This window comes from Ralstonia sp. UNC404CL21Col, assembly GCF_000620465.1.
GTDB classification, from domain to species: domain Bacteria; phylum Pseudomonadota; class Gammaproteobacteria; order Burkholderiales; family Burkholderiaceae; genus Ralstonia; species Ralstonia flatus.
In genome coordinates this window covers 109,200-132,204 of sequence record NZ_JIBE01000008.1, presented here as the reverse complement: position 1 = coordinate 132,204, position 23,005 = coordinate 109,200, and the positions used below count along the sequence as shown (strand labels likewise).

The 23,005-nt window shown below is 65.0% G+C and carries 23 protein-coding genes; 15 read left to right on the top strand and 8 right to left on the bottom strand.

Going from position 1 to position 23,005, the window contains the following annotated elements:
- Positions 1–748 (bottom strand): porin (locus N511_RS24330; protein ID WP_037027101.1); only part of this gene is annotated, 748 nt, incomplete at its 3' end.
- 175 nt (positions 749–923) lie between these two features.
- Here N511_RS24330 and gcvA point away from each other — a divergent pair.
- The 4 genes from gcvA (at position 924) to N511_RS0117035 (ending at position 3,828) form a co-directional block, all read left to right on the top strand.
- A complete protein-coding gene (gene gcvA, locus N511_RS0117050; RefSeq protein WP_027680389.1) occupies positions 924–1,850 on the top strand; it encodes a transcriptional regulator GcvA in 927 nt (308 codons plus the stop codon).
- Positions 1,851–1,927: 77 nt separating this feature from the next.
- On the top strand, positions 1,928–2,347 hold the full coding sequence (locus N511_RS0117045) for a VOC family protein (RefSeq protein WP_027680388.1): 420 nt from the start codon (positions 1,928–1,930) through the stop codon (positions 2,345–2,347).
- Positions 2,348–2,396: 49 nt separating this feature from the next.
- Complete coding sequence (locus N511_RS0117040) at positions 2,397–3,146, top strand: 16S rRNA (uracil(1498)-N(3))-methyltransferase (RefSeq protein WP_027680387.1); 750 nt, start codon at positions 2,397–2,399, stop codon at positions 3,144–3,146.
- A gap of 82 nt (positions 3,147–3,228) precedes the next feature.
- A complete protein-coding gene (locus N511_RS0117035; RefSeq protein WP_027680386.1) occupies positions 3,229–3,828 on the top strand; it encodes a YidB family protein in 600 nt (199 codons plus the stop codon).
- A gap of 56 nt (positions 3,829–3,884) precedes the next feature.
- On the opposite strand, the gene N511_RS0117030 is transcribed toward N511_RS0117035, so the two are convergent.
- Positions 3,885–4,829, bottom strand: coding sequence for a LysR family transcriptional regulator (locus N511_RS0117030; RefSeq protein WP_027680385.1), 945 nt, complete (start codon positions 4,827–4,829; stop codon positions 3,885–3,887).
- Between the two features lie 201 nt (positions 4,830–5,030).
- Between N511_RS0117030 and N511_RS0117025 the strand changes: the two genes are divergently transcribed.
- Genes N511_RS0117025 through araH form a run of 7 tightly spaced genes read left to right on the top strand, consistent with a single transcriptional unit; the run spans position 5,031 to position 13,694 of the window.
- Positions 5,031–6,767, top strand: a complete 1,737-nt coding sequence (locus N511_RS0117025; RefSeq protein ID WP_027680384.1) for an IlvD/Edd family dehydratase — start codon at positions 5,031–5,033, stop codon at positions 6,765–6,767.
- A 16-nt stretch (positions 6,768–6,783) separates the two neighbouring features.
- Positions 6,784–8,109, top strand: a complete 1,326-nt coding sequence (locus tag N511_RS0117020; RefSeq protein ID WP_027680383.1) for an MFS transporter — start codon at positions 6,784–6,786, stop codon at positions 8,107–8,109.
- A 25-nt stretch (positions 8,110–8,134) separates the two neighbouring features.
- A complete protein-coding gene (locus tag N511_RS0117015) occupies positions 8,135–9,064 on the top strand; it encodes a dihydrodipicolinate synthase family protein (protein WP_027680382.1) in 930 nt (309 codons plus the stop codon).
- Between the two features lie 2 nt (positions 9,065–9,066).
- Positions 9,067–10,005, top strand: a complete 939-nt coding sequence (locus N511_RS0117010) for a Gfo/Idh/MocA family protein (RefSeq protein ID WP_027680381.1) — start codon at positions 9,067–9,069, stop codon at positions 10,003–10,005.
- A gap of 53 nt (positions 10,006–10,058) precedes the next feature.
- Positions 10,059–11,063 (top strand): arabinose ABC transporter substrate-binding protein, encoded by a 1,005-nt coding sequence (locus tag N511_RS0117005; RefSeq protein ID WP_027680380.1) that lies wholly within the window; start codon positions 10,059–10,061, stop codon positions 11,061–11,063.
- Between the two features lie 57 nt (positions 11,064–11,120).
- Complete coding sequence (gene araG / locus N511_RS0117000; RefSeq protein ID WP_027680379.1) at positions 11,121–12,650, top strand: L-arabinose ABC transporter ATP-binding protein AraG; 1,530 nt, start codon at positions 11,121–11,123, stop codon at positions 12,648–12,650.
- Positions 12,651–12,683: 33 nt separating this feature from the next.
- Positions 12,684–13,694, top strand: a complete 1,011-nt coding sequence (gene araH, locus N511_RS0116995) for an L-arabinose ABC transporter permease AraH (protein ID WP_027680378.1) — start codon at positions 12,684–12,686, stop codon at positions 13,692–13,694.
- A gap of 101 nt (positions 13,695–13,795) precedes the next feature.
- Here araH and N511_RS0116990 read toward each other — a convergent pair whose 3' ends face one another.
- The 3 genes from N511_RS0116990 to N511_RS0116980 all read right to left on the bottom strand — a co-directional run bounded on the left by N511_RS0116990 (position 13,796) and on the right by N511_RS0116980 (position 17,666).
- Complete coding sequence (locus N511_RS0116990; RefSeq protein WP_009241534.1) at positions 13,796–14,419, bottom strand: barstar family protein; 624 nt, start codon at positions 14,417–14,419, stop codon at positions 13,796–13,798.
- Positions 14,416–14,847, bottom strand: coding sequence for a ribonuclease (locus N511_RS0116985; RefSeq protein ID WP_027680377.1), 432 nt, complete (start codon positions 14,845–14,847; stop codon positions 14,416–14,418). The genes N511_RS0116990 and N511_RS0116985 overlap by 4 nt, the downstream gene beginning before the upstream one ends.
- A 473-nt stretch (positions 14,848–15,320) precedes the next feature.
- Positions 15,321–17,666, bottom strand: a complete 2,346-nt coding sequence (locus N511_RS0116980) for an NADP-dependent malic enzyme (protein WP_027680376.1) — start codon at positions 17,664–17,666, stop codon at positions 15,321–15,323.
- A gap of 161 nt (positions 17,667–17,827) precedes the next feature.
- On the opposite strand from N511_RS0116980, the gene thiL reads away from it, so the two are divergent.
- The 3 genes from thiL to N511_RS0116965 are packed head-to-tail and all read left to right on the top strand — an operon-like array spanning position 17,828 to position 20,021.
- A complete protein-coding gene (thiL, locus tag N511_RS0116975; RefSeq protein ID WP_037027100.1) occupies positions 17,828–18,913 on the top strand; it encodes a thiamine-phosphate kinase in 1,086 nt (361 codons plus the stop codon).
- Positions 18,910–19,488 carry a phosphatidylglycerophosphatase A family protein gene (locus N511_RS0116970; protein WP_027680374.1) on the top strand — a complete coding sequence of 193 codons (579 nt, stop codon included), beginning with the start codon at positions 18,910–18,912 and terminating at the stop codon, positions 19,486–19,488. The genes thiL and N511_RS0116970 overlap by 4 nt, the downstream gene beginning before the upstream one ends.
- Before the next feature lie 32 nt (positions 19,489–19,520).
- On the top strand, positions 19,521–20,021 hold the full coding sequence (locus N511_RS0116965) for a CinA family protein (protein WP_027680373.1): 501 nt from the start codon (positions 19,521–19,523) through the stop codon (positions 20,019–20,021).
- 1 nt (position 20,022) lies between these two features.
- On the opposite strand, the gene N511_RS0116960 is transcribed toward N511_RS0116965, so the two are convergent.
- Positions 20,023–20,241 (bottom strand): hypothetical protein, encoded by a 219-nt coding sequence (locus N511_RS0116960; RefSeq protein WP_027680372.1) that lies wholly within the window; start codon positions 20,239–20,241, stop codon positions 20,023–20,025.
- Between the two features lie 39 nt (positions 20,242–20,280).
- Positions 20,281–21,096 carry an orotidine-5'-phosphate decarboxylase gene (gene pyrF, locus N511_RS0116955; protein WP_027680371.1) on the bottom strand — a complete coding sequence of 272 codons (816 nt, stop codon included), beginning with the start codon at positions 21,094–21,096 and terminating at the stop codon, positions 20,281–20,283.
- 209 nt (positions 21,097–21,305) lie between these two features.
- Between pyrF and corA the strand changes: the two genes are divergently transcribed.
- On the top strand, positions 21,306–22,268 hold the full coding sequence (gene corA, locus N511_RS0116950) for a magnesium/cobalt transporter CorA (RefSeq protein WP_024972131.1): 963 nt from the start codon (positions 21,306–21,308) through the stop codon (positions 22,266–22,268).
- Between the two features lie 12 nt (positions 22,269–22,280).
- Here the strand turns inward: corA and mtgA are convergent, their stop codons facing one another.
- A complete protein-coding gene (gene mtgA, locus N511_RS0116945) occupies positions 22,281–22,985 on the bottom strand; it encodes a monofunctional biosynthetic peptidoglycan transglycosylase (protein WP_012436427.1) in 705 nt (234 codons plus the stop codon).
- Positions 22,986–23,005: the final 20 nt, after the last annotated feature.

The following is a 23,005-nucleotide window of genomic DNA, read 5'->3' as shown; positions in this document are numbered from 1 at the left end:
CCGCAAACAGTTTCGCCTTGCCGATCGTGTACGTGCCGCCGAAGGTCGCTTCCTTCGAGAAGTTGAAGATGTCGCTGAACTTGCCGTTGCCGTCGCGGATCACGTCGTAGATCGCGCGCACTTCCAGCGGGCCGGCCGTGTAGACGGCAGATACGCCATCGCGGCGGCTGTTCGTGAACGAACCCGGTTGTTCGCCCAGGCCGGTCTGCAGGCCGATCTGGAAGCCGCCCCAGGTGGGGCTTTGATATTCGACGATGTTGTTCGCGCCCGGCCAGTTGCGCCCGCGCACCAGCGTCGCCGAGCCGATGAACTGCTGGCCGGTCGGGTCGAGGAACCAGACGTCGTTGCTGATGAAGAGGTTCTTGCCGGCCGTCAACGTGCCCCAGGTCGGGCTGGACAGGCCGACGTACGAACGGCGGTTGAAGAGCGCATCGCCGTTGGTTTTGCCCTGGGCTGCACCGAAGCCGGATTCAAGCCGGAACACTGCCTGCAGGCCACCGCCGAGATCCTCCTTGCCCATGAACCCGAACATGCTGGTCCCCCACTGGTTGTCGGCGGCGCGCCAGAGGCTGCCGCCCGGCGAGGTCGCGGTGGGGGCGACGTTGTTCTGGTAGTCGATGCCGCTGGCAACGCGGCCGTACAGCGTGACGTTGGTTTGTGCGAGGGCGGGAGCGGTCCAGCCGGCGAGCGCGAAGGTGAGCCCAAGCGCGCACGCCGACATCCCGCGAACAGCGGTGGTTCGATTCATGACGTCTCCTGAAATGTTTTTGTAGGCGGGGTCCGGTGCGTCGCGTGGTTTGAGATCGCTGGAGGCACACACCAGGCATCGTCACCGTCCCCAGGCGCATTTGTAGTCGGGGCCGCCTTAACGTGGCAAACTACAAATTCTTCGCGAGACGTTAAATTTTTCTTAACGAGAACGCATGCCACGGCGCCTCCCTCCCCTTAATGCATTGCGCGTCTTTGAAGTCGCGGGCCGTCACCTCAGTTTCAGCCGGGCCGCGGACGAGCTTTGCGTCACCAATGCCGCCGTCAGCCACCAGATCAAGCAGCTCGAAGATCATCTGGGGAAAAAGCTCTTCGCGCGCCGCAACAACCAGCTCACGCTCACCGACGCCGGCGAGAACTACCTGCCCCGCGTGCGCGACGCGCTGCGAGCGCTCGAACAAGCCACCGACCTGTTGATGGACACCGCCGATGCGCCCCTGCGCGTGGCCGTGCCGCCAACCTTCGGCGCCAAGTGGCTGGTGCCGCGGCTGTACCGCTTCTTCAACCAGCACCCGCACGTGCGCGTCGAGGTGTCGACCGCCGACGTGCAGGACCACGGGCAGTTCGATCTGTGCATCGACGACCGGCAAGTCAACGCGCCCAACCTTCGCGTCGAGTGGTTCACCTCCACCGACTTCTTTCCGGTATGCAACGCCACGCTGCAGGCCGCGATCCGGATGCCGCAGGACCTGGCGACACAGACGCTGCTGCACGAGCGCGGCGGACGCCATCTCGCGCACCATCCGACGTGGCGGCAATGGCTCGACGAAGTCGGCGTCGCGCACATCGATGCCACGCGCGGGCCCGCGTTTTCCGAGGCGCTGATGGCCCTGCAGGCCGCCATTGACGGCCAAGGCGTGGCGCTCGGCCAGGGCATCCTCGTCGAATACGACATCGCCGCCGGGCGCCTGATGCGGCCGCTGGCGACTGAGGCCTCGCTGCGCCTGTCGTACTACCTGATCCACCCGCACCAGGCGGCCGAGCACGCAGGCTTTGCACTGTTCCGCCAATGGCTCGTCGATGAAGTGGCGCGCAGCGGCGGGCGGCCGCGCAACCAGTCGGCGGCAGGCGAGGTGTTTTGATTTCTTTTTGATTGTGGTGCGGCCGGCGCTCTACACTACTCGTCCCTGGTTGCATCGCGCCGAAGAAGGAGCCCGCCATGAGCTTCCCCCGCCCCGCCAACACGCCGTGGCTCGTCCCGTACCTGACCGTGCGCGACGCCTCGGCCGCCATCGCCTTCTATCGCAACGCATTCGGTTTCGGTGTGCAGGATGAAGTGCACGACCATGGCCGCCCGATCCACGTCGAGATGACGTACCAGAGCCAGCTCATGCTGATGTTTGCGCCCGAAGGCGCCTTCGGCTCCACCGCCAAAGCCCCCGCGGGCGCCGGCTTTGAATGCCCGCAGAGTTTCCACCTGTATTGCGACGACGTCGACACCGTGTACCAGCACGCGCTCGACCAGGGCGCCGCGTCCATCATGGCGCCGCACGATGCTTTCTGGGGCGAACGCTACGCCGCCGTGCGCGATCCCGATGGCTACCGCTGGGGCCTCGCCTGCCGCCCCGCCGCGGCCTGATCGCGCCATCGCCTGCTCGCCTGACCGATTCACCACAAGGATTGCTGTAATGGGGCTTCCCCGTTTTTTCGTCGACACGCCGCTCGCCCCCAACACCACCGTCACGCTGCCCGAGGCCGTTACGCGCCACATCCACGTGCTGCGCCTGGCTGCCGGCGATGACGTCTGCCTGTTCGATGGCTCCGGCCACGAATTCCGTGCGCGGCTCGACGCCATCAACAAGCGCGATGCCACTGCCAGCCTTGCCGACGCCACGCAGCCCGACACCGAAGCGCGCTACGCCATCACGCTCGCGCAAGGCATTGCCGGTGGCGACAAGATGGATTGGCTGATCGAGAAGGCCGTCGAACTGGGCATAAATGCCGTCGCGCCGCTGCAGACCGAACGCGGCGTGGTGCGACTCTCCGGCGAGCGTGCCGCCAAGCGCGTGCAGCACTGGCAAGCACTGGTGCAGGCCGCCTGCGAGCAATGCGGCCGCGCCCGCGTGCCGGTGGTGGCGCCGGTCGCCACGCTGCGCGAATGGCTTGCCGCCGCCAAGTCGACCGACACGCCGCGCGTGTTGCTGTCACCGCGCGGCACGCAGTCGCTCACGCAGTGGGCGGTGCAGTCGCGCACGCACATCGAAGGCAACGGCATCGTCCTGCTGATCGGCCCCGAGGGTGGCCTCTCCCCCGACGAAGAAGCGCTTGCCGAGGCTGCCGGTTTCTTACCACTGACACTCGGGCGACGTATTCTGAGAACGGAATCGGCGGCGCTTGTTGCCGTCTCCGCGCTGCACGCCGTGCTCGGCGAGTTCTAAGTTCTGACGACGAAACACTGACCGTTTGATCCCCCGGCGGGCCTCATCCCCCGTGCCCGCCATTGACCAAAGGAGCTTCATCATGGGTCTACTCGATTCGATTCTCGGCGGCGGCAATGACGCCAGCGGCGCGCAATCGTCCTTGCTGGGCAACAAGAAGGTGCTGCTGGCCGTGGGCGTGCTGGCCTACCTGGCAATGAAGCACAAGTCGCAAGGCGCGGGCGATGCAGCGGCGCCGCAGGGGCAGGAAGATCAGGGCGGCGGCCTGTTCGGCTCGCTGGGTGGCTTGCTCGGTGCGGCAGGCGGTGCAGGCGCGCTGGGCAGTCTGCTCGGCGGTGCAGGCGGAGCCGGTGGCCTGGGCGGTCTGCTCGGCGGTTTGCTGGGCGGCGGCAACGGCAATGCGGATCAGGCGGCGGTCAGTGGCCTTGGGCCGCTGCAGCAAATCCTGGAACAAGCCGGTCTGGGCGAACAGGTCAAATCGTGGATCGGCAATGGTCAGAACCTGCCGGTGTCGGGCGAGCAGATCACGCAGGCACTGAGCGGCACGGGCGCGCTGGAGGAGGTGTCGAAACTGGCGGCCAACTTCGGCATCAACGAGGGCGATCTCGCCAGCCAGCTTGCCGAAGGCCTGCCCGAAGCGGTCAATCACCTCACGCCGCAGGGCGCCGTACCGGCAGCCTGAACGTCATCGCTGCACAGAGAAAAGCCCGCAATTGCGGGCTTTTTTTACGAGGGCCATCAAGCCGCGCCGTAAGCGGTTCGGCCTGCGTCGCGCAGCGCCTGCACTACATGCAGGGCCGCCGGAGACAGCAACCGGTCCGTGCGCGTGATGATGCCGAAATCGTCCATCTGGCACGGCATGGGCATCGGAAGAATCGCCAGCATGCGGTACGACGCGTAGTACTGCGCGACGTCGGTGCCGATCACGGCCAGCATGTCGCTCTGCTCGAGGATGCGCGTCAGGAAAAGCAGCGCGGAGGTTTCGACCACGCTGGACGGCGCTGTCAGGCTCTCCCGCTGGAACATCAGATCGAACCGGTGACGCAGCACGCTGCCGATGGGCGGCACCACCCAGGTGGCGGGCTGCACATCGGCCAAGGTCAGCGACGGTTCTGCCAGCAGCGGATGCCCCGGCCGCGCCACCGCAACCACCGGTTCGTCGGCCAGGGGCTCGTAGCGCAGGTGCAGTTTGTCGTGCTCGGCAAACAGCCTGCCGACCACCAGGTCGAGCTTGTCCTGCGCGAGGCGTTCGAGCAGCACGTTGCTGCTTTCGATTTCAAGCGACACCCGCAACCCCGGATGCTCGCGCGTGATTTGCGCCACCACGGGCGGCAACAGCCGCACGCCCGGCGAGGTGATCGTGCCGACCGCCACATGCCCCAAGTGGCCGGCCTTGAGGCCGAGCACTTCCTCCTGCGCCTGGTCCAGGCTGCCGACGACTGCGCGCGCGTGCCGGATCAGCGCATCGCCATAGCGCGTGGGCCGCATGCCGCGCGGCATGCGCTCGAACAGCTGCACATCCAGCATGGCTTCCAGCTCGCGCAGCAGCTTGGAAGCGGCGGGCTGCGTCATGTTGAGCGCGGCGGCGGCCCGGTGGATGTTGCCCTCCTCGGCCAGCGCGATCAGCAGCAGCAGTTGTCGCGTCTTCAGGCGCGCGCGGACGTACCAGGGGCTGTTCGACATCGGGTCTTCCTCGAGATATCAAATCGGATATCGGTCACGGCCAATATTTCATTGGAAGGATATCAGGGCGCTCCGTACACTCGGTCCGATCAAAAAACCACAACCACACCGGAGACAACGGACGTGCCGCGCGCACTGCCAAGTGCCGCGCTGCCGGTCGACGCGCGCGCCTCGACAACCACGTCCGTGACACACGCACCCATGTCGGAATCGAAACCCAAGCTGCGCTCGGCCCAATGGTTCGGCACTGCCGATAAGAACGGCTTCATGTATCGAAGCTGGATGAAGAACCAGGGCATCCCCGACCACGAATTCGACGGCCGCCCGATCATCGGCATCTGCAATACCTGGTCGGAACTGACGCCGTGCAATGCGCATTTCCGCAAGCTGGCCGAACACGTCAAGCGCGGCATTTACGAGGCGGGCGGCTTTCCGGTGGAGTTCCCGGTGTTCTCCAACGGCGAATCGAACCTGCGCCCGACCGCCATGCTCACGCGCAACCTCGCGGCCATGGATGTGGAAGAGGCGATTCGCGGCAACCCGATCGACGCGGTGGTGCTGCTCACCGGCTGCGACAAGACCACGCCCGCCCTGCTGATGGGCGCGGCCAGCTGCGACGTGCCGGCGATCGTCGTGACGGGCGGGCCGATGCTCAACGGCAAGCTCGACGGCAAGAACATCGGCTCGGGCACGGCGGTGTGGCAGCTGCACGAATCGCTCAAGGCGGGCGAGATCGACCTGCATCACTTCCTGTCAGCCGAAGCCGGAATGTCGCGCTCGGCCGGCACCTGCAACACGATGGGCACGGCGTCCACCATGGCTTGCATGGCCGAAGCGCTCGGCACATCGCTGCCGCACAACGCAGCCATTCCCGCAGTGGATGCGCGGCGCTACGTGCTTGCGCACATGTCCGGCATCCGCATCGTCGAGATGGCGCTGCAAGGGCTGACGCTGTCCAAGATCCTCACGCGCGCTGCATTCGAGAACGCCATCCGCGTCAACGCGGCCATTGGCGGCTCGACCAACGCGGTGATCCACCTCAAGGCAATTGCGGGGCGCATCGGCGTGCCGCTTGAGCTGGAAGACTGGTCGCGCATCGGCCGGGACACCCCGACCATCGTCGACCTGATGCCCTCGGGGCGCTTCCTGATGGAGGAGTTCTATTACGCCGGCGGCCTGCCCGCCGTGCTGCGCCGCCTTGGCGAGGCCAAGCTTCTGCCGCACCCCGATGCGTTGACGGTCAACGGCAAGACGCTGTGGGAGAACGTCAAAAGCGCGCCCATCACCGACGACGAAGTCATCCGGCCGCTCACCAATCCGCTGATCGACGATGGCGGCATTCGCGTGCTGCGCGGCAATCTCGCGCCGCGCGGTGCGGTGCTCAAGCCGTCGGCGGCCAGTCCGGAATTGCTCAGGCATCGCGGCCGTGCGGTCGTGTTCGAGAACCTTGAACACTACAAGGAACGCATCGTCGACGAGACCTTGGAGGTGGACGCCAGCTCCGTGCTGGTGATGAAGAACTGCGGGCCGAAGGGCTATCCGGGCATGGCCGAGGTCGGCAACATGGGCCTGCCGCCCAAGCTGCTGCGCCAGGGCGTGAAGGACATGGTTCGCATTTCCGACGCGCGCATGAGCGGCACCGCCTACGGAACAGTCGTGCTGCACGTCGCGCCCGAAGCTGCCGCTGGTGGGCCGCTGGCCGCGGTGCAGGACGGCGACTGGATCGAACTCGACTGCGAGGCCGGCACGCTGCACCTGGACATCGACGACGCCGAACTTGCACGCCGCATGGCGGCCTATCAGGCGCCGCGCTCCCATGGTGAAGGCGGCGGCTACCAGCGCCTGTACGTCAATCACGTGCTCCAGGCCGACGAGGGCTGCGACCTCGATTTCCTGGTCGGCTGCCGTGGCGCCGCCGTGCCGCGCCACTCGCACTGAGCGGAGGGAAAGACCGATGGACATCTCTCAAACCGCAGGCGCCGTTCCGGCTTCGGCCGATGCATCGGAAGAGCAGCGCATCATCCGCCTGCTCACGCGCAAGCTGATGCCGTTTCTGGCGCTGATCTACGTGGTGGCGTATATCGATCGCTCCGTAGTCGGCTTCGCCAAACTGCACATGAACGCGGCAGTAGGCATCGGTGATGCTGCCTACGGGTTGGGAGCGGGCCTGTTCTTCATTGGCTATTTCCTATGCGAGGTGCCGAGCAACCTGGCACTCGAACGCTTTGGCGCACGCCGCTGGTTCGCGCGCATTCTGTTCACGTGGGGCGTCATCACCATGGCCATGGCGCTGGTCAGCGGCCCGGTCAGTTTCTATGTGCTGCGCTTCCTGCTCGGTGCGGCCGAGGCCGGCCTGTACCCCGGCATTCTCTATTTCCTGACCAAGTGGTTTCCGATGCGCCATCGTGCGCGCATCGTCGGCTTGCTGGTGCTGGCGCAGCCCGTCGCGCTCATCATCACCGGGCCGATGGCGGGGTGGCTGCTGTCGGTGCCGGGGCTGTTCGGCATGTCGAGCTGGCAAACGCTGTTCGTGGTCAGCGGCCTGCCGGCCACGCTGTTGTGCTTGCCGACGCTGCGTATCCTGCCGGAATCCCCCGCGCATGCGCGCTGGCTGCCCGCTGCAGACCGCGTATGGATCGAACGTCAGCTGGCCGCAGACCAGGCAGCCTATGCGCTGAAGTCGCACGGCAGCCCGCTCAAGGCGCTCAAGGATGTGCGCGTGCTGATGCTGGCGCTGCTGTTTCTGCCGTTTCCGCTGAGCATCTACGGCCTCTCGCTGTGGCTGCCGACGATCATCAAACAGTTTGGCGTGAGCGATGTCGCCACCGGTCTGCTGTCGGCGGTGCCCTATCTGTTTGCCGTGCTGGGCTTGTACCTGGTGCCGCGTCATTCGGACCGCACGGGCGAGCGCTACTGGCACATCGCCATTCTGTCGGCGCTGGCCGCGCTCGGCATGGCGGCCAGCGCGTGGGTCGAAGCGCCCGCGCTGCAACTGGCCTGCCTCTGCCTGTTCGCGTTTTGTGCCTATGCAATCCAGGCCGTGCTGTGGACGCTGCCGGGACAGTTCCTGACCGGCACGAGCGCCGCCGTGGGCATCGCAACCATCAACTCGCTGTCCAACCTGGGCGGTTACCTCGGTCCCTATGGCATGGGCATCATCAAGAACGCCACTGGCAGCCTGTCTGCCGGCCTGTACTTCCTTGCCGCCGCGCTGGCATTTGCCGTGGTGATGACGTTCATCGTTCGCGCCGTGCTGGGCGCACGCCAGCACCTCTCCTGACACCCGTTCCCGACATCACGACTTCATGACCCGCAACAGCAAGCCGCGCTACCGAGGCATCTTTCCGGTGGTGCCCACCACGTTCACGGAAACTGGCGAACTCGACCTTGCCAGCCAGAAGCGGGCCATCGATTTCATGATCGACGCCGGCTCCGATGGCTTGTGCATCCTGGCGAATTTCTCCGAGCAGTTCGCGCTGTCGGACGACGAACGCGAAGTGCTCACCCGCACCGCGCTGGAACACGTGGCAGGCCGCGTACCGGTAATCGTCACCACGTCGCACTACAGCACGCAGGTCTGCGCACAACGCAGCCGCCGCGCGCAGGACATGGGCGCCGCCATGCTGATGGTGATGCCGCCCTACCACGGCGCCACCTTCCGCGTGCCCGAAACGCAGATCTACGAGTTCTTTGCGCGCGTGTCCGATGCCGTCGGTATTCCGATCATGATTCAGGATGCGCCGGCCAGCGGCACGGTGCTGTCTGCGGCGTTCCTCGCGCGCGTGGCCCGCGAGATCGAGCAAGTGGCCTACTTCAAGATCGAAACGCCCGGGGCGGCGGCCAAGCTGCGCGAACTGATCCGCCTTGGCGGCGAAGCCATCGAAGGCCCCTGGGACGGCGAAGAAGCCATCACACTGCTGGCCGATCTCGATGCCGGCGCCACGGGCAGCATGACCGGCGGCGCGTATCCCGACGGCATCCGGCCGATCATCGAGGCGCACGCCCAAGGGCAGCACGATCTTGCGTTCGATTTGTATCAACGCTGGCTGCCGCTCATCAATCACGAGAACCGGCAGGCCGGCATCCTGGCCGCCAAGGCGCTGATGAAGGAAGGCGGCGTGATTGCCTGCGAGGCATCGCGGCATCCGTTGCCGGCCATGCATCCCGATACGCGCCGGGGCCTGATCGACATTGCCCGGCGGCTTGACCCGCTCGTCTTGCGTTGGGGGCGATAGCCATGCACGGTGAACTCCATCCGGTTTCGATCGGGATCGTCGGCGTTGGCAAGATCGCGCGTGACCAGCATCTGCCTGCGCTTGCCGCGCAGCCGGGCTTTACGCTTGCGGCCTGCGCCAGCCCGCATTCGCGCGTTGAGGGCCTGCCGCATTACACGACGCTCGAGGCCATGCTGGCAGCCGAACGCGCGCTGCGGGCAGTGTCGCTGTGCACGCCGCCGCAGGTGCGGTTTGCCCAGGCCCGCGCGGCGCTCGCCGCCGGCAAGCACGTCATGCTGGAGAAGCCCCCGGGCGCCAGCGTGTCGGAAGTGGTGATCCTCGCTGATTTGGCGCGGCAGAACCGCTGTACGTTGTTCGCCTCCTGGCACTCGCGCCACGCGCCCGGTGTCGAGGCCGCTCGGGAGTGGCTTGCAAGCCGGGCGATTGTCTCCGTCAACGTGCAATGGAAAGAAGACGTGCGCCGCTGGCACCCGAACCAGGCATGGATCTGGGAACCCGGCGGCCTGGGCGTGTTCGACCCGGGCATCAACGCGCTGTCGATCCTGACCCGCGTGCTGCCGCATGCATTCTTTCTGACGTCCGCCGACCTGTGGGTGCCCGCCAATCAGCAGACGCCGATTGCCGCCCACCTCGCCTTCACCGATGAACGCGGCACGGCCATCGCGGCGGAATTCGACTGGCGCCATGACGCGGGCGAACTCTGGCAGATCGACGTGACCACGCGCGACGGCACCCTGCGGCTCGCCCAGGGCGGCAAGCAGTTGACCATCGACGGTGCAGAAATCGACGTCGGCCCCGAACGCGAATACCCGAGTCTCTACGCGCGCTTTCTCGAGCTGATCACCCGTGGTGAAAGCGACGTGGATGTCCGCCCGCTGCAGCACGTCGCCGACGCCATGCTGCTCGGCCGGCGCCATCTGATTGACCCGTTCGTGCCATGAAGCACGCCCGACTTACGTAGTGCCATCAGAGCCATTCCAACGAGGAGACAACCATGCAACGCAAACTTCGCCGGCTGACCCTGTCCGCCCTGGCAGCGACCCTGTGCCTGGCGCCGCTGGCCGCCAGCCTGCCCGCCCACGCCGACGAGCCGCTCAAGATCGGCTTCCTGGTCAAGATGCCGGAGCAGGCGTGGTTCATCAACGAGCAGAAAGCCGCCACCGAACTTGGTCAGAAGAACGGCTTTTCGGTGGTGAACATCGGCACGCCCGATGGCGAAAAAGTGCTGTCCGCCATCGACAACCTGGGCGCGCAAGGTGCCAAGGGCTTCGTCATCTGCGCACCCGACGTGCGCCTGGGCCCGGCCATCTCGGCACGCGCCAAACACTACAACATGAAGTTCGTCACGGTCGACGATCAACTCGTTGACTCGTCCGGCAAGCCGCTGGCCAACGTGCCGCACCTCGGCATGTCGGCCTTCAAGATCGGCAACCAGGTCGGCCAGGCCATCTCCGACGAGATGAAGCGCCGCGGCTGGAAGCCCGAGGAAGTGGGCGCGCTGCGCATCACCAACTACGAGTTGCCGACCGCCAAGCTGCGCACCGACGGCGCCACGCAGACGCTGCTGGCCGGAGGTTTCAAGAAAGAGAACATCTTCGACGCGCCGCAAAAGACGACCGACGATGCAGGGGGCTTCAATGCGGCATCACCGGTGCTGGCCCAGCATGCCAACATCAAGAAGTGGGTGATCTTCGCGCTCAATGAAGAGAGCGTGCTGGGCGGCGTGCGCGCTACCGAGCAACTGCACATTCCGGCAGCCGACGTGATCGGCGTCGGCATCAACGGTGCCGGCGAGGCGTTTGCCGAATTCCAGAAGAAGGAGCAGACGGGCTTCTTCGGAACGATTGCCGTCAGCTCCACCAGCCACGGCAAGGAGAGCGCTGCAAACCTCGTCAATTGGATCAAGACCGGCAAGCAGCCCCCGGCCGATACGCAGACCACCGGCAAGCTGATGGTGCGCAGCAATTGGCAGGAAGTCCGCAAGGAACTGGGCATTTGATGCACCGCGCGGCGCGGGCGTGCCCCGCGCCCCACAAGCATCCGCAAAGAGCAATCGATGACAGTCCAATCACTTGATGCGAGCGGTCCGCCGGACGCTTCCGCTGGCGCGTATCTGAAGCTCGACGGCATCACCGTGCGCTTTCCTGGCGTGCTGGCGCTCGACCACGTCTCGCTCGACATCCGCCGCGGCGAGGTGCACGGCCTGATGGGCGAGAATGGCGCGGGCAAGTCGACGCTGCTCAAAGTGCTGTCGGGCGTCAACCAACCGGAGGACGGCACGCTGTCGCTCGACGGCGTGCCGCAGCAGTTCACGAACACGCGCGCAGCCATTGCGGCGGGCATCGCGATCATCTATCAGGAACTGCACCTCGTGCCTGAGCTGACGGTGGCAGAAAACCTGATGCTCGGCGCATTGCCCAACCGCTTTGGCGTGCTCGACGAGAAGACGCTGATCGCCCGCGCGCTGCGCGAACTCGAACGGCTGGGCGAGAAGCTCGATCCGGCCCAGGCCGTCAAGCATCTCTCGATCGGCCAGCGCCAGATGATCGAAATCGGCAAGGCGCTGATGCGCGACGCGCGCGTGATCGCCTTCGACGAACCCACGAGTTCGCTCTCCTCACGCGAGACGACGCAGTTGTTCCGCATCATTCGCGCGCTCAAGGCCGAGGGCCGCGCGGTCATCTACGTCACGCACCGCATGGAAGAGGTGTACGAACTGTGCGATCGCGTGACCGTGTTCCGCGACGGCCGGCACATCGACACATTCAACGCCGGCGCGAACCTCGATCGCGAACGGCTCATCCGCTGCATGGTCGGCCGCTCGATCCAGGACGTGTACGGCTACAAGCCGCGCCCGCTCGGCGGCGTGAAGGTCGACGTGCGCGGCTTGATAGGGCCCGGCTTGAGCGAACCCGCATCGTTCCGGGCGCATGCAGGCGAAATCGTCGGCTTCTTCGGGCTGGTGGGCGCAGGGCGCTCGGAGCTGATGAAGCTGCTCTACGGCGCGGTCAAGCCCACGGCAGGCGAGATTCGCCTGAACGGCAAGCGCGTCCAGTTCAACTCGCCGCGCGATGCGGTCCGCGCAGGTGTCGCCCTCTGCCCGGAAGACCGCAAGCAGGAAGGCATCGTCGCCATCGCCTCAGTCTCGGACAATCTGAACATCAGTTGCCGGCGCCACTTCAGCCGCTTCAGCGTGCTGAACAACCGGCAGGAAGCGCGGACCACCCAGTCGTTCATCGACAAGCTGGCCATCAAGACGCGCAACGGTGAAACGCCCATCGGCAAGCTGTCGGGCGGCAATCAGCAGAAGGTGATTCTCTCGCGCTGGCTGGCCGAGGACATCGACGTCTTCCTGATGGACGAGCCCACGCGCGGCATCGACGTCGGTGCCCGCAGCGAAATCTACAGCCTGCTCTACGGCCTGGCCGAGGCGGGCCGCACCGTCATCGTCGTGTCGAGCGACCTGGCGGAAGTCATCGGCGTGGCCGACCGCGTGCTCGTGATGAAGCAAGGCCGCATCGTCGGCGATCTGCCCAGAGAGCACGCCTCGCCCGACACCCTCATCAAACTTGCGCTGCCGCGCTAGCGCGCGCTTCACGCCTTCATGGAAACCGACCCTATGCAAACGCCATCCACCGAATCCGTGCCGGGCGGCGCGCCGTTGGCTGCCCCGGGCATACCCAGCCGCGTCGCGCTCACCTGGGAGCTGGTCAACCGATCGGGCATCGTCGTGGTGTTCCTCCTGCTGTTCACCGCGCTGGCCTTCACGGTGCCGGGCTTCGTCAGCAGCCGCAACATCCAGGGCCTGCTGCTCTCTGTCACCTTGATCGGCTCCATCTCGGTCACGATGATGTTCGTCCTCGCACTCGGCGAGGTGGACTTGTCCGTCGCCTCCATCGTCGCGTTCGCGGGCGTGGTGGCATCGACGCTCATCACTGCAACCCATAGCGTTGTGCTTGGCGTCGGAGCCGGCGTGCTGGCCGGCGGCCTGGTCGGGCTCGTCAACGGCGTGTTGGTGGCGCGCTACCAGATCAACTCGCTGATCGTCACGCTGGCCATGATGGAAGTCGTGCGCGGCCTCGCCTTCATCACCTCCAACGGCGACGCGGTGATGATTTCCGAAGAGAGCTTCTTCGACCTGGGCGGCGGATCCTTCCTCGGCATTTCATACCCGATCTGGAGCAACATCGTCGGTTTCGCCCTGTTCGGCTTCCTGCTCAAGAAGACGGTGTTCGGCAAGAACGTGCTCGCCGTCGGCGGCAATGAAGAAGCCGCGCTGCTTGCCGGCCTGCCCGTCACGCGCATCAAGATCGCCGTGTTCGTCCTGCAGGGCCTGGTGACGGGCTTTGCCGGCGTGATGCTGGCCTCGCGCATGAGCCTGGGCGATCCCAAAACGTCGGTCGGGCTTGAGCTGGGCGTGATCTCGGCCTGCGTGCTGGGCGGGGTTTCGCTCACGGGCGGGGTGGCAACCGTGTCGGGTGTGCTGGTCGGCGTTCTGATCATGGGGTCGGTGCAGAACGCGATGAGCCTGATGAACGTGCCGACGTTCTATCAGTACCTGATCCGCGGCGGCATTCTTCTGCTGGCGGTGTGGTTTGACCGGATTCGCCGAAACAAGCGGGCAAGCTGACAAGCCAGCCGAATTTCACACGGCAACAAAAAAGCCCGCATGTGCGGGCTTTCCATTCCAATGCCGATGATCGATGATCGATGATCGGCGCCGGAGCACCTTCAAGCGAACGAATAGAACACGCGGAACTGAACCTTGCGCTCGGCCCAGAATTCGGCAGCGTCGCGGAACACGTCCAGCAGCACTTCACGCGCTTCCTTGTCGAACTTTGGCTGGCACGGCAGACCCTCGAGCACGATCACAAAACCCGGTTGCGGGCCGGCCTTGTAGATCATGTCGGTCAGGCAGTCGGCCAGGGCATCGAAGTTCTTGCCGAAATGCTTCGGGAACAGGAACTCACGCGCAATCACGTCGAGCACTTCGCTCTTGGTGGTCGCGGCCGCGCAGTTGGCGTACAGAAAATGCTGACCGAGGCTGGCCGCCGATTCGGCCAGATCCGCCACGCGAAACGCGCGGATCGACTGCACGATATTCGGACGCACCGTCTTGAAGAGGTTCATGGCGTCTTCGCGGCCTCCGTCGTCGTCCGTCTGGGTGTTGTCCTGCGTCATGATGTTCTGCGGTGCGCTTTGAGGCAACTTGGCCGCCCCCCCGACGCGTGCGCCCAGGGCTTGCATCCCGACCACACCGTCGTACAGATTTTGCGCCTTGTGCCACGCCTCGCGGGCCACGCGCTCATCGCGTGCGGTGAGCGAGTCGTCCAGCCCAAACATGTTGGTCGTCATCGCTGTATCCGTTGAAAACTGTTGTAGTGATCTTCCGTGTAGTAGCAGTCGTTGGCCGCTTGCTGATCGCCGCCGCAAATGATGCGCCGGGCGCCGCGGTTACGAGCGCCCCGCGTCTTCACGGTGTACTCGTGGTAATAGCCACGCCGCTGCGCAGGCAAACGTCGTTCATAGTTGCCGAACGTGGTGCCATCTTTTGCATAGGGGAACGGGCCGCCCTGCTCGATCAGTGCCAGCGTGCGCTGCGCCTCATTGGGCAGGTCTGCCGCGCGAATGGTTCCCACCGCGGCAGTCATGCCGGAAGTGTCCCGGGCGACCGCATTGGCCGGCAAGCCAGCCACTGACACCACAAGCGTCGCCGCCAGCGCGCCACGTGCCATCGCCTGAGATACGGAGCGGCCGATCCACGCTCCAAGTCGCTTTGTCATCAGCAGGCCCTAACGGGAGAATCGCACCGACCGAAGCCCGGCGCAGGTCACAAGCGCAGGTGGCCGTCCAATAACGATCCGGACAGCCGGTTTGCAGCTGAAAGCGAAGCGGCTCAATGCCTGAGAGGCTTGGCAGGGAATGACAAGTCGGGCGACTGCCGAAGACTTGGGGAATCCTTCCGCCTGCAAAAACCAACCCATTGCGCGCACTGAATCAGGCGAACCGGTCAGACGTGTCTACGGAAAACCGCATTTTTCGACGCCGTCGGCCCGGTCCAGACCTCATGTGCTCAGAAGCACCCCTTCAGCCCGTAAGGGTACGCTCATCGATGACAACAATCAACCGACGGTAAAAGTCTGAAGGGTTTTTCCATGCAGCCATTAAGTTTGCACAAATGTAAGCGCACGCAAACTTATCCAACAAAAAAAAGGGAGCGCAGCATCGTGCGCTCCCTTTCGTGGTGCAGTGGCGATCAGCGTTGCGCTTGTGCGGCAGCATCCACAACGGTCAACGCCGTCATGTTGAGAATGCGTCGCACCGTAGCCGATGGCGTCAGGATGTGCACCGGCTTCTTGGCGCCGAGCAGGATCGGGCCGATGGCAATGTTGTTACCGGCAGCCGCTTTCAGGAGGTTGTAAGCGATGTTCGCGGCGTCGATGTTGGGCATGACCAACAGGTTCGCCTCGCCCTTCAGGGTTGAGTCCGGCACCAGCGATGCGCGCAGCTTCTCGTCGAGCGCCGCGTCGCCGTGCATTTCGCCGTCAACCTCCAGGTTCGGTGCACGTTCGCGCAGGATGGCCAGCGTTTCGCGCATCTTGACGGCCGAAGGCGCCTCCGACGAGCCGAAGTTCGAATGCGACATCAGCGCAACCTTCGGCTTGATGCCGAAGCGGCACAGCTCCTCGGCGGCCATGATGGTGATCTCGGCCAATTGCTCGGCGGTCGGGTCGACGTTGACGTGCGTGTCGGTCAGGAAGACCTGGCGACCCGGCAGAACCAGACCGTTCATGGCGGCGTACACGCAGTTCGTGCCGCCCAGGATCTGGTCGATGTAGCGCAGATGCGCAGCCGTATTGCTGATGGTGCCGCAGATCATGCCGTCCGCTTCGCCCTTGTGGATCATGAGCGCGCCGATCAGCGTGTTGCGGCGACGCATTTCCAGCTTGGCGTACTGCGGCGTCACGCCCTTGCGCGCCATCAGCTTGTAGTACGTCTCCCAGTAATCGCGGAAGCGCTCGTCGTGCTCGGGGTTGACCACCGTGAAGTCCACGCCTTCACGCAGGCGCAGGCCGAAACGCTCGATGCGGTGGGCGATCACGCTCGGGCGGCCGATCAGGATCGGGCTGGCGAGCTTTTCGTCCACGACGATCTGCACGGCACGCAGGACGCGCTCTTCTTCGCCCTCGGCAAAGACGATGCGCTTGTTCTCCATCGGCACCTTGCGGGCGGCCGAGAAGATCGGCTTCATCAGCGTGCCGGAGTGGTAGACGAACTGCTGCAGATGCTGGCGGTAGGCGTCCATGTCTTCGATCGGACGCTGCGCCACGCCCGAAAGCATGGCTGCCTGCGCCACGGCCGGCGCGATCTTGACGATCAGGCGCGGGTCGAAGGGCTTCGGGATCAGGTATTCCGGCCCGAACGACAGGTCTTGAATGCCGTAGGCGGAAGCCACGATGTCGCTTTGCTCCTGGCGCGCCAGTTCAGCCACGGCATGCACGGCGGCAACTTCCATCTCACGCGTGATGGTGGTCGCGCCCACGTCCAGCGCCCCGCGGAAGATGAACGGGAAGCACAGGACGTTGTTGACCTGGTTCGGGTAATCCGTACGGCCGGTGCCCATGATGACGTCGGGGCGCACTTCCTTGGCCAGCTCCGGCAGGATTTCCGGGTTCGGGTTGGCCAGCGCGAAGATGATCGGCTTGTCGGCCATGCGCTTGACCATGTCCTGCTTGAGCACGCCAGCGGCGGACAGGCCGAGGAAAATGTCGGCGCCGTCGATGACTTCAGCCAGCGTACGCAGGTCGGTCTTCTGCGCGAAGTGCGCCTTGTCCGGGTCCATCAGCTCGGTACGGCCTTCGTAGACAACGCCCGCCAGGTCCGTCACCCAGATGTTTTCGCGCGGCAGGCCCAGGTCCACCAGCAGGTCGAGGCAGGCCAGCGCCGCAGCGCCCGCGCCCGAAGCCACCAGCTTGACCTTCTTGATGTCCTTGCCGACGACCTTCAGTGCGTTCGTGATGCCGGCGCCCACGACGATAGCGGTACCGTGCTGGTCATCGTGGAAGACGGGGATCTTCATGCGCTTGCGCAGTTCGCGCTCGACGAAGAAGCATTCCGGCGCCTTGATGTCTTCCAGGTTGATGCCGCCGAAGGTCGGCTCCAGCGAGGCGATGATATCGACCAGCTTCTGGGGGTCTTTTTCGTTGATCTCGATGTCAAACACATCGATACCGGCAAATTTCTTGAAGAGGCCTGCCTTGCCTTCCATGACCGGCTTCGAGGCTTCCGGGCCGATATCGCCCAGGCCGAGCACGGCCGTGCCATTGGTCACCACGCCGACGAGGTTGCCGCGGGCGGTGTAGCGGAACGAGTTGGCGACGTCTTCGACGATCTCTTCGCAGGCGGCGGCAACGCCGGGCGAATACGCCAGGGCCAAGTCGCGCTGGTTCGACAGCGGCTTGGTCGGCGTGACCGAAATTTTGCCCGGGGTGGGAAACTCGTGGTACTCCAGCGCGGCCTTGCGCAAGGCGGCGCGCTGCTGCGCCTTGAGTTCTTCATCCGTGCGGGCGGGCTGCTGAGGCTGGGTATCCACCGTGGTCATGGGTCTCTCGTATCGGGTGGCCAGCGCGCGCGCCGGCCGTCGCATCTAGCGGGCCACCGGGATACCCTCACGAGCGCCACGGGAATACGGTCCGCCTCCTTGGGCCCGTCATTTTATATAGTGAAAAGCGATCTCACAACGGGATTTTGGGTGGGAGTGCTATGCGCATTCGCTACAATATTCCACCGTCCTGTCACGGCACCATCGGGCTTGCCCCATATTCTTCCATCGCCGCTGCCGTGTCCAAGCCCGCCCACCCCTCAAACTCCAGCGATCCGGCTGAAAATCTGTCCGAATTTGGGCTGATCCGCCGTTATTTCACGCGACCCACCCCGAAAGCGACGTTGGGCGTGGGCGACGACTGTGCCCTGCTTGCGCCGCGCCCGGGGCACGAATTGGCGATCTCCACCGACATGCTGGTCGCGGGCCGACACTTCTTTCCACATGCGGAGCCGCGCGCACTTGGCCACAAGGCGCTCGCTGTCAACCTCTCTGACCTGGCAGCGATGGGCGCCGAGCCCCGCGCCTTTACGCTCGCCGTGGCACTGCCCCAGGCCGATGCGGCGTGGCTCAAACCCTTTTCCGAGGGCTTGCTCGCCTTGGCCGATGCATTTCACTGTGAACTGATCGGCGGCGACACCACACGGGGACCGCTCACACTCAGCCTGACCGTCTTCGGGGACGTCCCCGCCACTGCGGCACTACGCCGCGACGCGGCCCGCCCCGGCGATGACATCTGGGTCTCGGGCTCTGTGGGCGACGCACGACTCGCTCTGGGCGCCTTGCGCGACGAGTGGCCGCTCACGCCCGAGGCGCTCGCTCAGGTGCAGCCGCGCATGGACAGGCCCTCGCCGCGCGTCGCGCTCGGCCTGGCATTGCGCGGCATCGCCCGGGCAGCACTTGATGTGTCTGACGGCTTATTGGGCGATCTTGGCCACATCCTCGCGCAATCCCGCGTTGGAGCGACGATCGTGGTGGACGATGTCCCGCGCTCGGCGACGCTGGCCGCGCAGTCGCCGGCGCTTCAATTGCAATGCACGCTGGCCGGCGGCGACGACTACGAACTTTGCTTCACTGCGCCTGCCGACGCCCGCGACGCCGTTGTCGCCGCGGGGCAGCGCGCCGACGTGGCTGTGACGCGCGTTGGCCGCATCGACGCCGAAACCGGCTTGCGGCTCGTCGACGCACACGGCGCGCCGGTCACCTTCACGCATGGCAGCTTCGATCATTTCTCTTCCGCCTCATGATGTCTTCCACTCCCTTCCCGCCTTCCAACCCGCCGGGCCAAGCTGAAACCGTCGTCCTCGAGGCGGGCCAGACCGCGCAGGTGCGGCGCCCGACCGCGCGGTTCATGTTCGCGCATCCGGCACGCATCCTCGCGTTGGGCTTCGGCTCGGGCCTGTCGCCTATCCTGCCCGGCACGGTCGGCACGCTCTACGCGTGGCTGATCTACGTGGTGCTGGCTCCCTGGATTTCAGGGCCGATTTGGCTGCTGATCGCGGCGGTTGGCTTCGTGATCGGTATCTGGGCATGCGCCCGCACCGCGCGCGACCTTGGCGTGGCAGACCACGGCGCCATGGTGTGGGACGAAATGGTGGCGTTTTGGATCGTGCTGGCGTTTGTCACGCCCACCACGCTGGGCGGGCAGTTCGCCGCCTTCCTGTGGTTCCGCTTCTTCGATATGGTCAAGCCGGCACCCATCCGGTATTACGACCGCACGCTCAAGGGCTTCGGCGTGCGCGGCGGCTACGGCGTGATGGTCGATGACATTCTGGCGGCGTCCTACACGCTGCTGGTGTTCGCGCTGTGGCGCTCGTTTTGACGTTTGACGACCGAAGCTTCAAAGGTATCGCAATGGCTGAATCCCGCGCCCTGGCCCAACTGGCCGAACTCGTCGCTGACACGCTGCACAAGCGCAGCCTGATGATGGCGTCCGCTGAATCGTGCACAGGCGGGCTGGTGTCCGCCGCCATTACCGACGTATCGGGATCGTCCGCGTGGTTTGAACGGGGCTTCGTCGTCTATTCCAACGAAGCGAAATCGCAGATGTTGGGCGTGCCGGCGGCGCTGATCCGCGAACATGGCGCCGTCAGCGAACCCGTGGCGCACGCCATGGCCGAGGGCGCGGTGCTCAACAGCCGCGCGCAAGTGGCGGTGGCGATTACCGGCGTGGCGGGCCCGACCGGTGGCACGCCCGACAAGCCCGTCGGCATGGTCTGCTTTGGGTGGAGCAACCGCCTGCAAACCCGCGTGGAAACGCGCCACTTCAAAGGCGACCGCAAACAGGTCCGCCTGCAGGCTGCCGAGCACGCCCTGCGCGGCCTGCTCGACTTCCTCGACTCAGCAGAGTCTTGACTTAGATTTCGCTGGGATGATCCGGCCGGCGACGATCTCCGTGATCGTGTTCCGGCTGGTGCTCGTGGTCGTGCTCGTGGCGACGGTCGCGATCATGATCGCGCCGCGTCGTCTCGTGCTGGTGGGTGTCGTCGCGCTCTTTCTCGACCTTGCGGTCTGGGTCCTTGCCGGTCTCTTCCCGATGCGTGCCGGCGACGGGGCGGTGCGGATGCGTGATCATGGCGTCCTCGCTCTCGCCGCAACCGGACCGACAGTGCGATCAGTTGCGGAACTGGTTGATCTGGTTGCGTGTGGCCTCGGCCACGCGGCGGGCCGCATCGGCGAAATCGCTGTCGGTGCTGGCGTAGAGAATGGCCCGCGACGAGTTGATCATCATGCCCGTGCCGTCGGCCGTGCGGCCTGCGCGGACCGTGGCTTCAACGTCGCCACCCTGGGCGCCAACACCCGGAATCAGCAGCGGCATGTCGCCGACAATCTCGCGCACCTTGGCAATCTCTTCCGGGAAGGTCGCGCCCACCACCAGGCCCATCTGGCCGCTGGTGTTCCATACGTCGCGCGCACGTTCTGCCACGACCTGGTAGACGGGCCGGCCGTCGGTTTCCAGAAACTGCACATCGCTGCCGCCAGCGTTGGAGGTGCGGCACAGCACGATGACGCCCTTGTCGGCATGCGCCAGATACGGCTGCATCGAGTCGAAACCCATGTACGGGCTGACGGTGATGGCATCGGCCTGGTAGCGCTCGAAAGCTTCCTTGGCGTAGTGCTCGGCGGTCGAGCCGATGTCGCCGCGCTTGGCATCGAGAATGACGGGGATACCCGGATAGGCTTCGTGAATGTAGCTGATGAGCTGCTCGAGCTGATCTTCGGCGCGCTGCGAGGCGAAGTAGGCGATCTGCGGCTTGAAGGCGCAGACCAGATCGGCGGTGGCGTCCACAATGGCGCGGCAGAACGAGAAGATTGCTCCGCCCGTGCCGGTCAGCGATGCCGGCAGGCGTGCCGGGTCAGGATCGAGGCCAACGCACAGCAGGGAGTTGTTGCGTTGCCAGGCGGCAGCGAGTTGTTCGGTAAATCGCATGGTGTCGGGAATGTGAGGGCGACCGGATGGCCGCAAGACTTGTCTGCATTTTACCCGTCGGGCGGCCCGGTGGCGGCATCTTCCGGACGTGGCGCCGGCCCCACGCGTGCGCACCAAGCCATCGCTTGTGGCTGAACCCGCCGCCTCTTTAGGCTACACTCGGCGCGATTTTTCGCCGCCCGTTCAACACCTGCTTCAAGGAAACATCCATGATCAACCTGTTCGTCGTGCAAAAAGGTCGTCTCGCGCAGGAACAGGTCGAAGAACGCAGCGAACTGCTGCAGCACAAGCCGATCTGGATCGACGTGATCGACCCCGACGACGAAGAACTGGCGTGGATCAAGGAAGCCTATGGCGTGGTCCTCCCGGAACTCGAGCAATTGGGGGACCTGGAGGCTTCCGCCCGCTACTTTGAAGGCGAAGACGGCCACATCCACATCCGCACCGATTTCCTGCTCGACGAAGAAACCACCTCGCGCAACGTGCGCGTGGCCTTCGTGCTGACCAAGGATGTGCTCTTCTCCATCCACGACGAAGATCTGCCCGCGTTCCGGCTGGTGCGCATGCGTGCGCGGCTGCGCCCGGGCTCGGTGCGCAACGCCAAGGATGTGCTGATGGATCTGTACGCCACCGACGCGGAATACTCGGCGGACTCCATCGAAGAAGTTTACGAACGTCTCGAAGACGCCAGCAAGCGCGTGCTGGCCGACGAGGTGACCGATGCCGCCGCCGCCGATGTGCTGGAGATCATCGCGCGCGTGGAAGACTTGAACGGCCGAATCCGCCGCAACGTGATGGATACGCGCCGCGCCGTGTCGTTCCTGCTGCGCAGCCAGTTGCTCTCGGCCGATCAGCAAGACGAAGCGCGCCAGGTGCTGCGCGACATCGATTCCATCGAGAACCACACGGCGTTTCTGTCGGACAAGGTCAACTTCCTGATGGATGCCACGGTCGGCTTCATCAACATCAACCAGAACAAGATCATCAAGCTGTTCTCGGTGGTGTCGGTGGCGCTGATGCCGCCCACGCTGATCGCCTCGATCTACGGCATGAACTTCAAGGTGATGCCGGAGCTGGACTGGGCTGAAGGCTACCCGTACGCGATCGTGATGATGGTGGTGTCGGCGGCGATTCCGCTGGTGTACTTCCGCCGCAAGGGCTGGCTGAAGTAGCCCTGCGCCAGGTCAATCCGGCAGCGTGGCCGAGCCCATGCGGTTGGCGATCACGGTGGCCTTGCGCGTGAAGTTTACGTGCACGTTGGCGCAATAGCTCTTCTTGTCGAAGCACTTCGGCGCCGGCAGCGCCGCCGCCAGTCGCGCTGCCTGACCTACCGTGAGTTGCGAGGCCGGCCGCTTGAAGTAATGCTGCGCTGCTGCTTCCGCGCCGAACACGCCCTCGCCCCACTCCACCGAGTTCAGATAGATCTCGAGAATGCGCTCCTTGTCGAGCCAGAACTCGAGCATCCACGTGATGACCAGTTCTTCGCCCTTGCGCAGGTAGTGGCGTTCGCCCGAGAGGAACAGGTTCTTGGCCAGTTGCTGCGTGATGGTCGAGCCGCCCGCGACCACGTGGCCGCGCCGCTTGTTCTTCTCCCACGCGTCGAGCATGGCGTCGACTTCCCAGCCGCTGTGCGAGACGAAATCGGCGTCTTCGCTGGCGATGACCGCGCGTTTGAGGTTGCGCGAGATCTGGTCGTAATTGACCCAGCGGTGGTCGACTTTGCAGGTGAAGACATTGGCACCGCACAGGCGCATGCGCTCGGCGCGCATGAAACTCGTGGACGACGGATCGAACACCTGCCAGCTCGCGATGGCAGCGAAGAAGTACAGGTTGAGCGCGACCACGCCCGCAACGAAGCAGCCGATCACGTAGCCGAACCAACGCATCATCGCAGGGCTGCGCTCCAGGT

Excerpts from the sequence above, each read along its gene's own strand:
- gcvA (WP_027680389.1), top strand. The coding sequence starts at position 924 with ATGCCACGGCGCCTCCCTCCCCTTAATGCATTGCGCGTCTTTGAAGTC.
- N511_RS0117045 (WP_027680388.1), top strand. The coding sequence starts at position 1,928 with ATGAGCTTCCCCCGCCCCGCCAACACGCCGTGGCTCGTCCCGTACCTG.
- N511_RS0117040 (WP_027680387.1), top strand. The coding sequence starts at position 2,397 with ATGGGGCTTCCCCGTTTTTTCGTCGACACGCCGCTCGCCCCCAACACC.
- N511_RS0117035 (WP_027680386.1), top strand. The coding sequence starts at position 3,229 with ATGGGTCTACTCGATTCGATTCTCGGCGGCGGCAATGACGCCAGCGGC.
- N511_RS0117030 (WP_027680385.1), bottom strand. The coding sequence starts at position 4,829 with ATGTCGAACAGCCCCTGGTACGTCCGCGCGCGCCTGAAGACGCGACAA.
- N511_RS0117025 (WP_027680384.1), top strand. The coding sequence starts at position 5,031 with ATGTCGGAATCGAAACCCAAGCTGCGCTCGGCCCAATGGTTCGGCACT.
- N511_RS0117020 (WP_027680383.1), top strand. The coding sequence starts at position 6,784 with ATGGACATCTCTCAAACCGCAGGCGCCGTTCCGGCTTCGGCCGATGCA.
- N511_RS0117015 (WP_027680382.1), top strand. The coding sequence starts at position 8,135 with ATGACCCGCAACAGCAAGCCGCGCTACCGAGGCATCTTTCCGGTGGTG.
- N511_RS0117010 (WP_027680381.1), top strand. The coding sequence starts at position 9,067 with ATGCACGGTGAACTCCATCCGGTTTCGATCGGGATCGTCGGCGTTGGC.
- N511_RS0117005 (WP_027680380.1), top strand. The coding sequence starts at position 10,059 with ATGCAACGCAAACTTCGCCGGCTGACCCTGTCCGCCCTGGCAGCGACC.
- araG (WP_027680379.1), top strand. The coding sequence starts at position 11,121 with ATGACAGTCCAATCACTTGATGCGAGCGGTCCGCCGGACGCTTCCGCT.
- araH (WP_027680378.1), top strand. The coding sequence starts at position 12,684 with ATGCAAACGCCATCCACCGAATCCGTGCCGGGCGGCGCGCCGTTGGCT.
- N511_RS0116990 (WP_009241534.1), bottom strand. The coding sequence starts at position 14,419 with ATGACGACCAACATGTTTGGGCTGGACGACTCGCTCACCGCACGCGAT.
- N511_RS0116985 (WP_027680377.1), bottom strand. The coding sequence starts at position 14,847 with ATGACAAAGCGACTTGGAGCGTGGATCGGCCGCTCCGTATCTCAGGCG.
- N511_RS0116980 (WP_027680376.1), bottom strand. The coding sequence starts at position 17,666 with ATGACCACGGTGGATACCCAGCCTCAGCAGCCCGCCCGCACGGATGAA.
- thiL (WP_037027100.1), top strand. The coding sequence starts at position 17,828 with ATGCGCATTCGCTACAATATTCCACCGTCCTGTCACGGCACCATCGGG.
- N511_RS0116970 (WP_027680374.1), top strand. The coding sequence starts at position 18,910 with ATGATGTCTTCCACTCCCTTCCCGCCTTCCAACCCGCCGGGCCAAGCT.
- N511_RS0116965 (WP_027680373.1), top strand. The coding sequence starts at position 19,521 with ATGGCTGAATCCCGCGCCCTGGCCCAACTGGCCGAACTCGTCGCTGAC.
- N511_RS0116960 (WP_027680372.1), bottom strand. The coding sequence starts at position 20,241 with ATGATCACGCATCCGCACCGCCCCGTCGCCGGCACGCATCGGGAAGAG.
- pyrF (WP_027680371.1), bottom strand. The coding sequence starts at position 21,096 with ATGCGATTTACCGAACAACTCGCTGCCGCCTGGCAACGCAACAACTCC.
- corA (WP_024972131.1), top strand. The coding sequence starts at position 21,306 with ATGATCAACCTGTTCGTCGTGCAAAAAGGTCGTCTCGCGCAGGAACAG.
- mtgA (WP_012436427.1), bottom strand. The coding sequence starts at position 22,985 with ATGATGCGTTGGTTCGGCTACGTGATCGGCTGCTTCGTTGCGGGCGTG.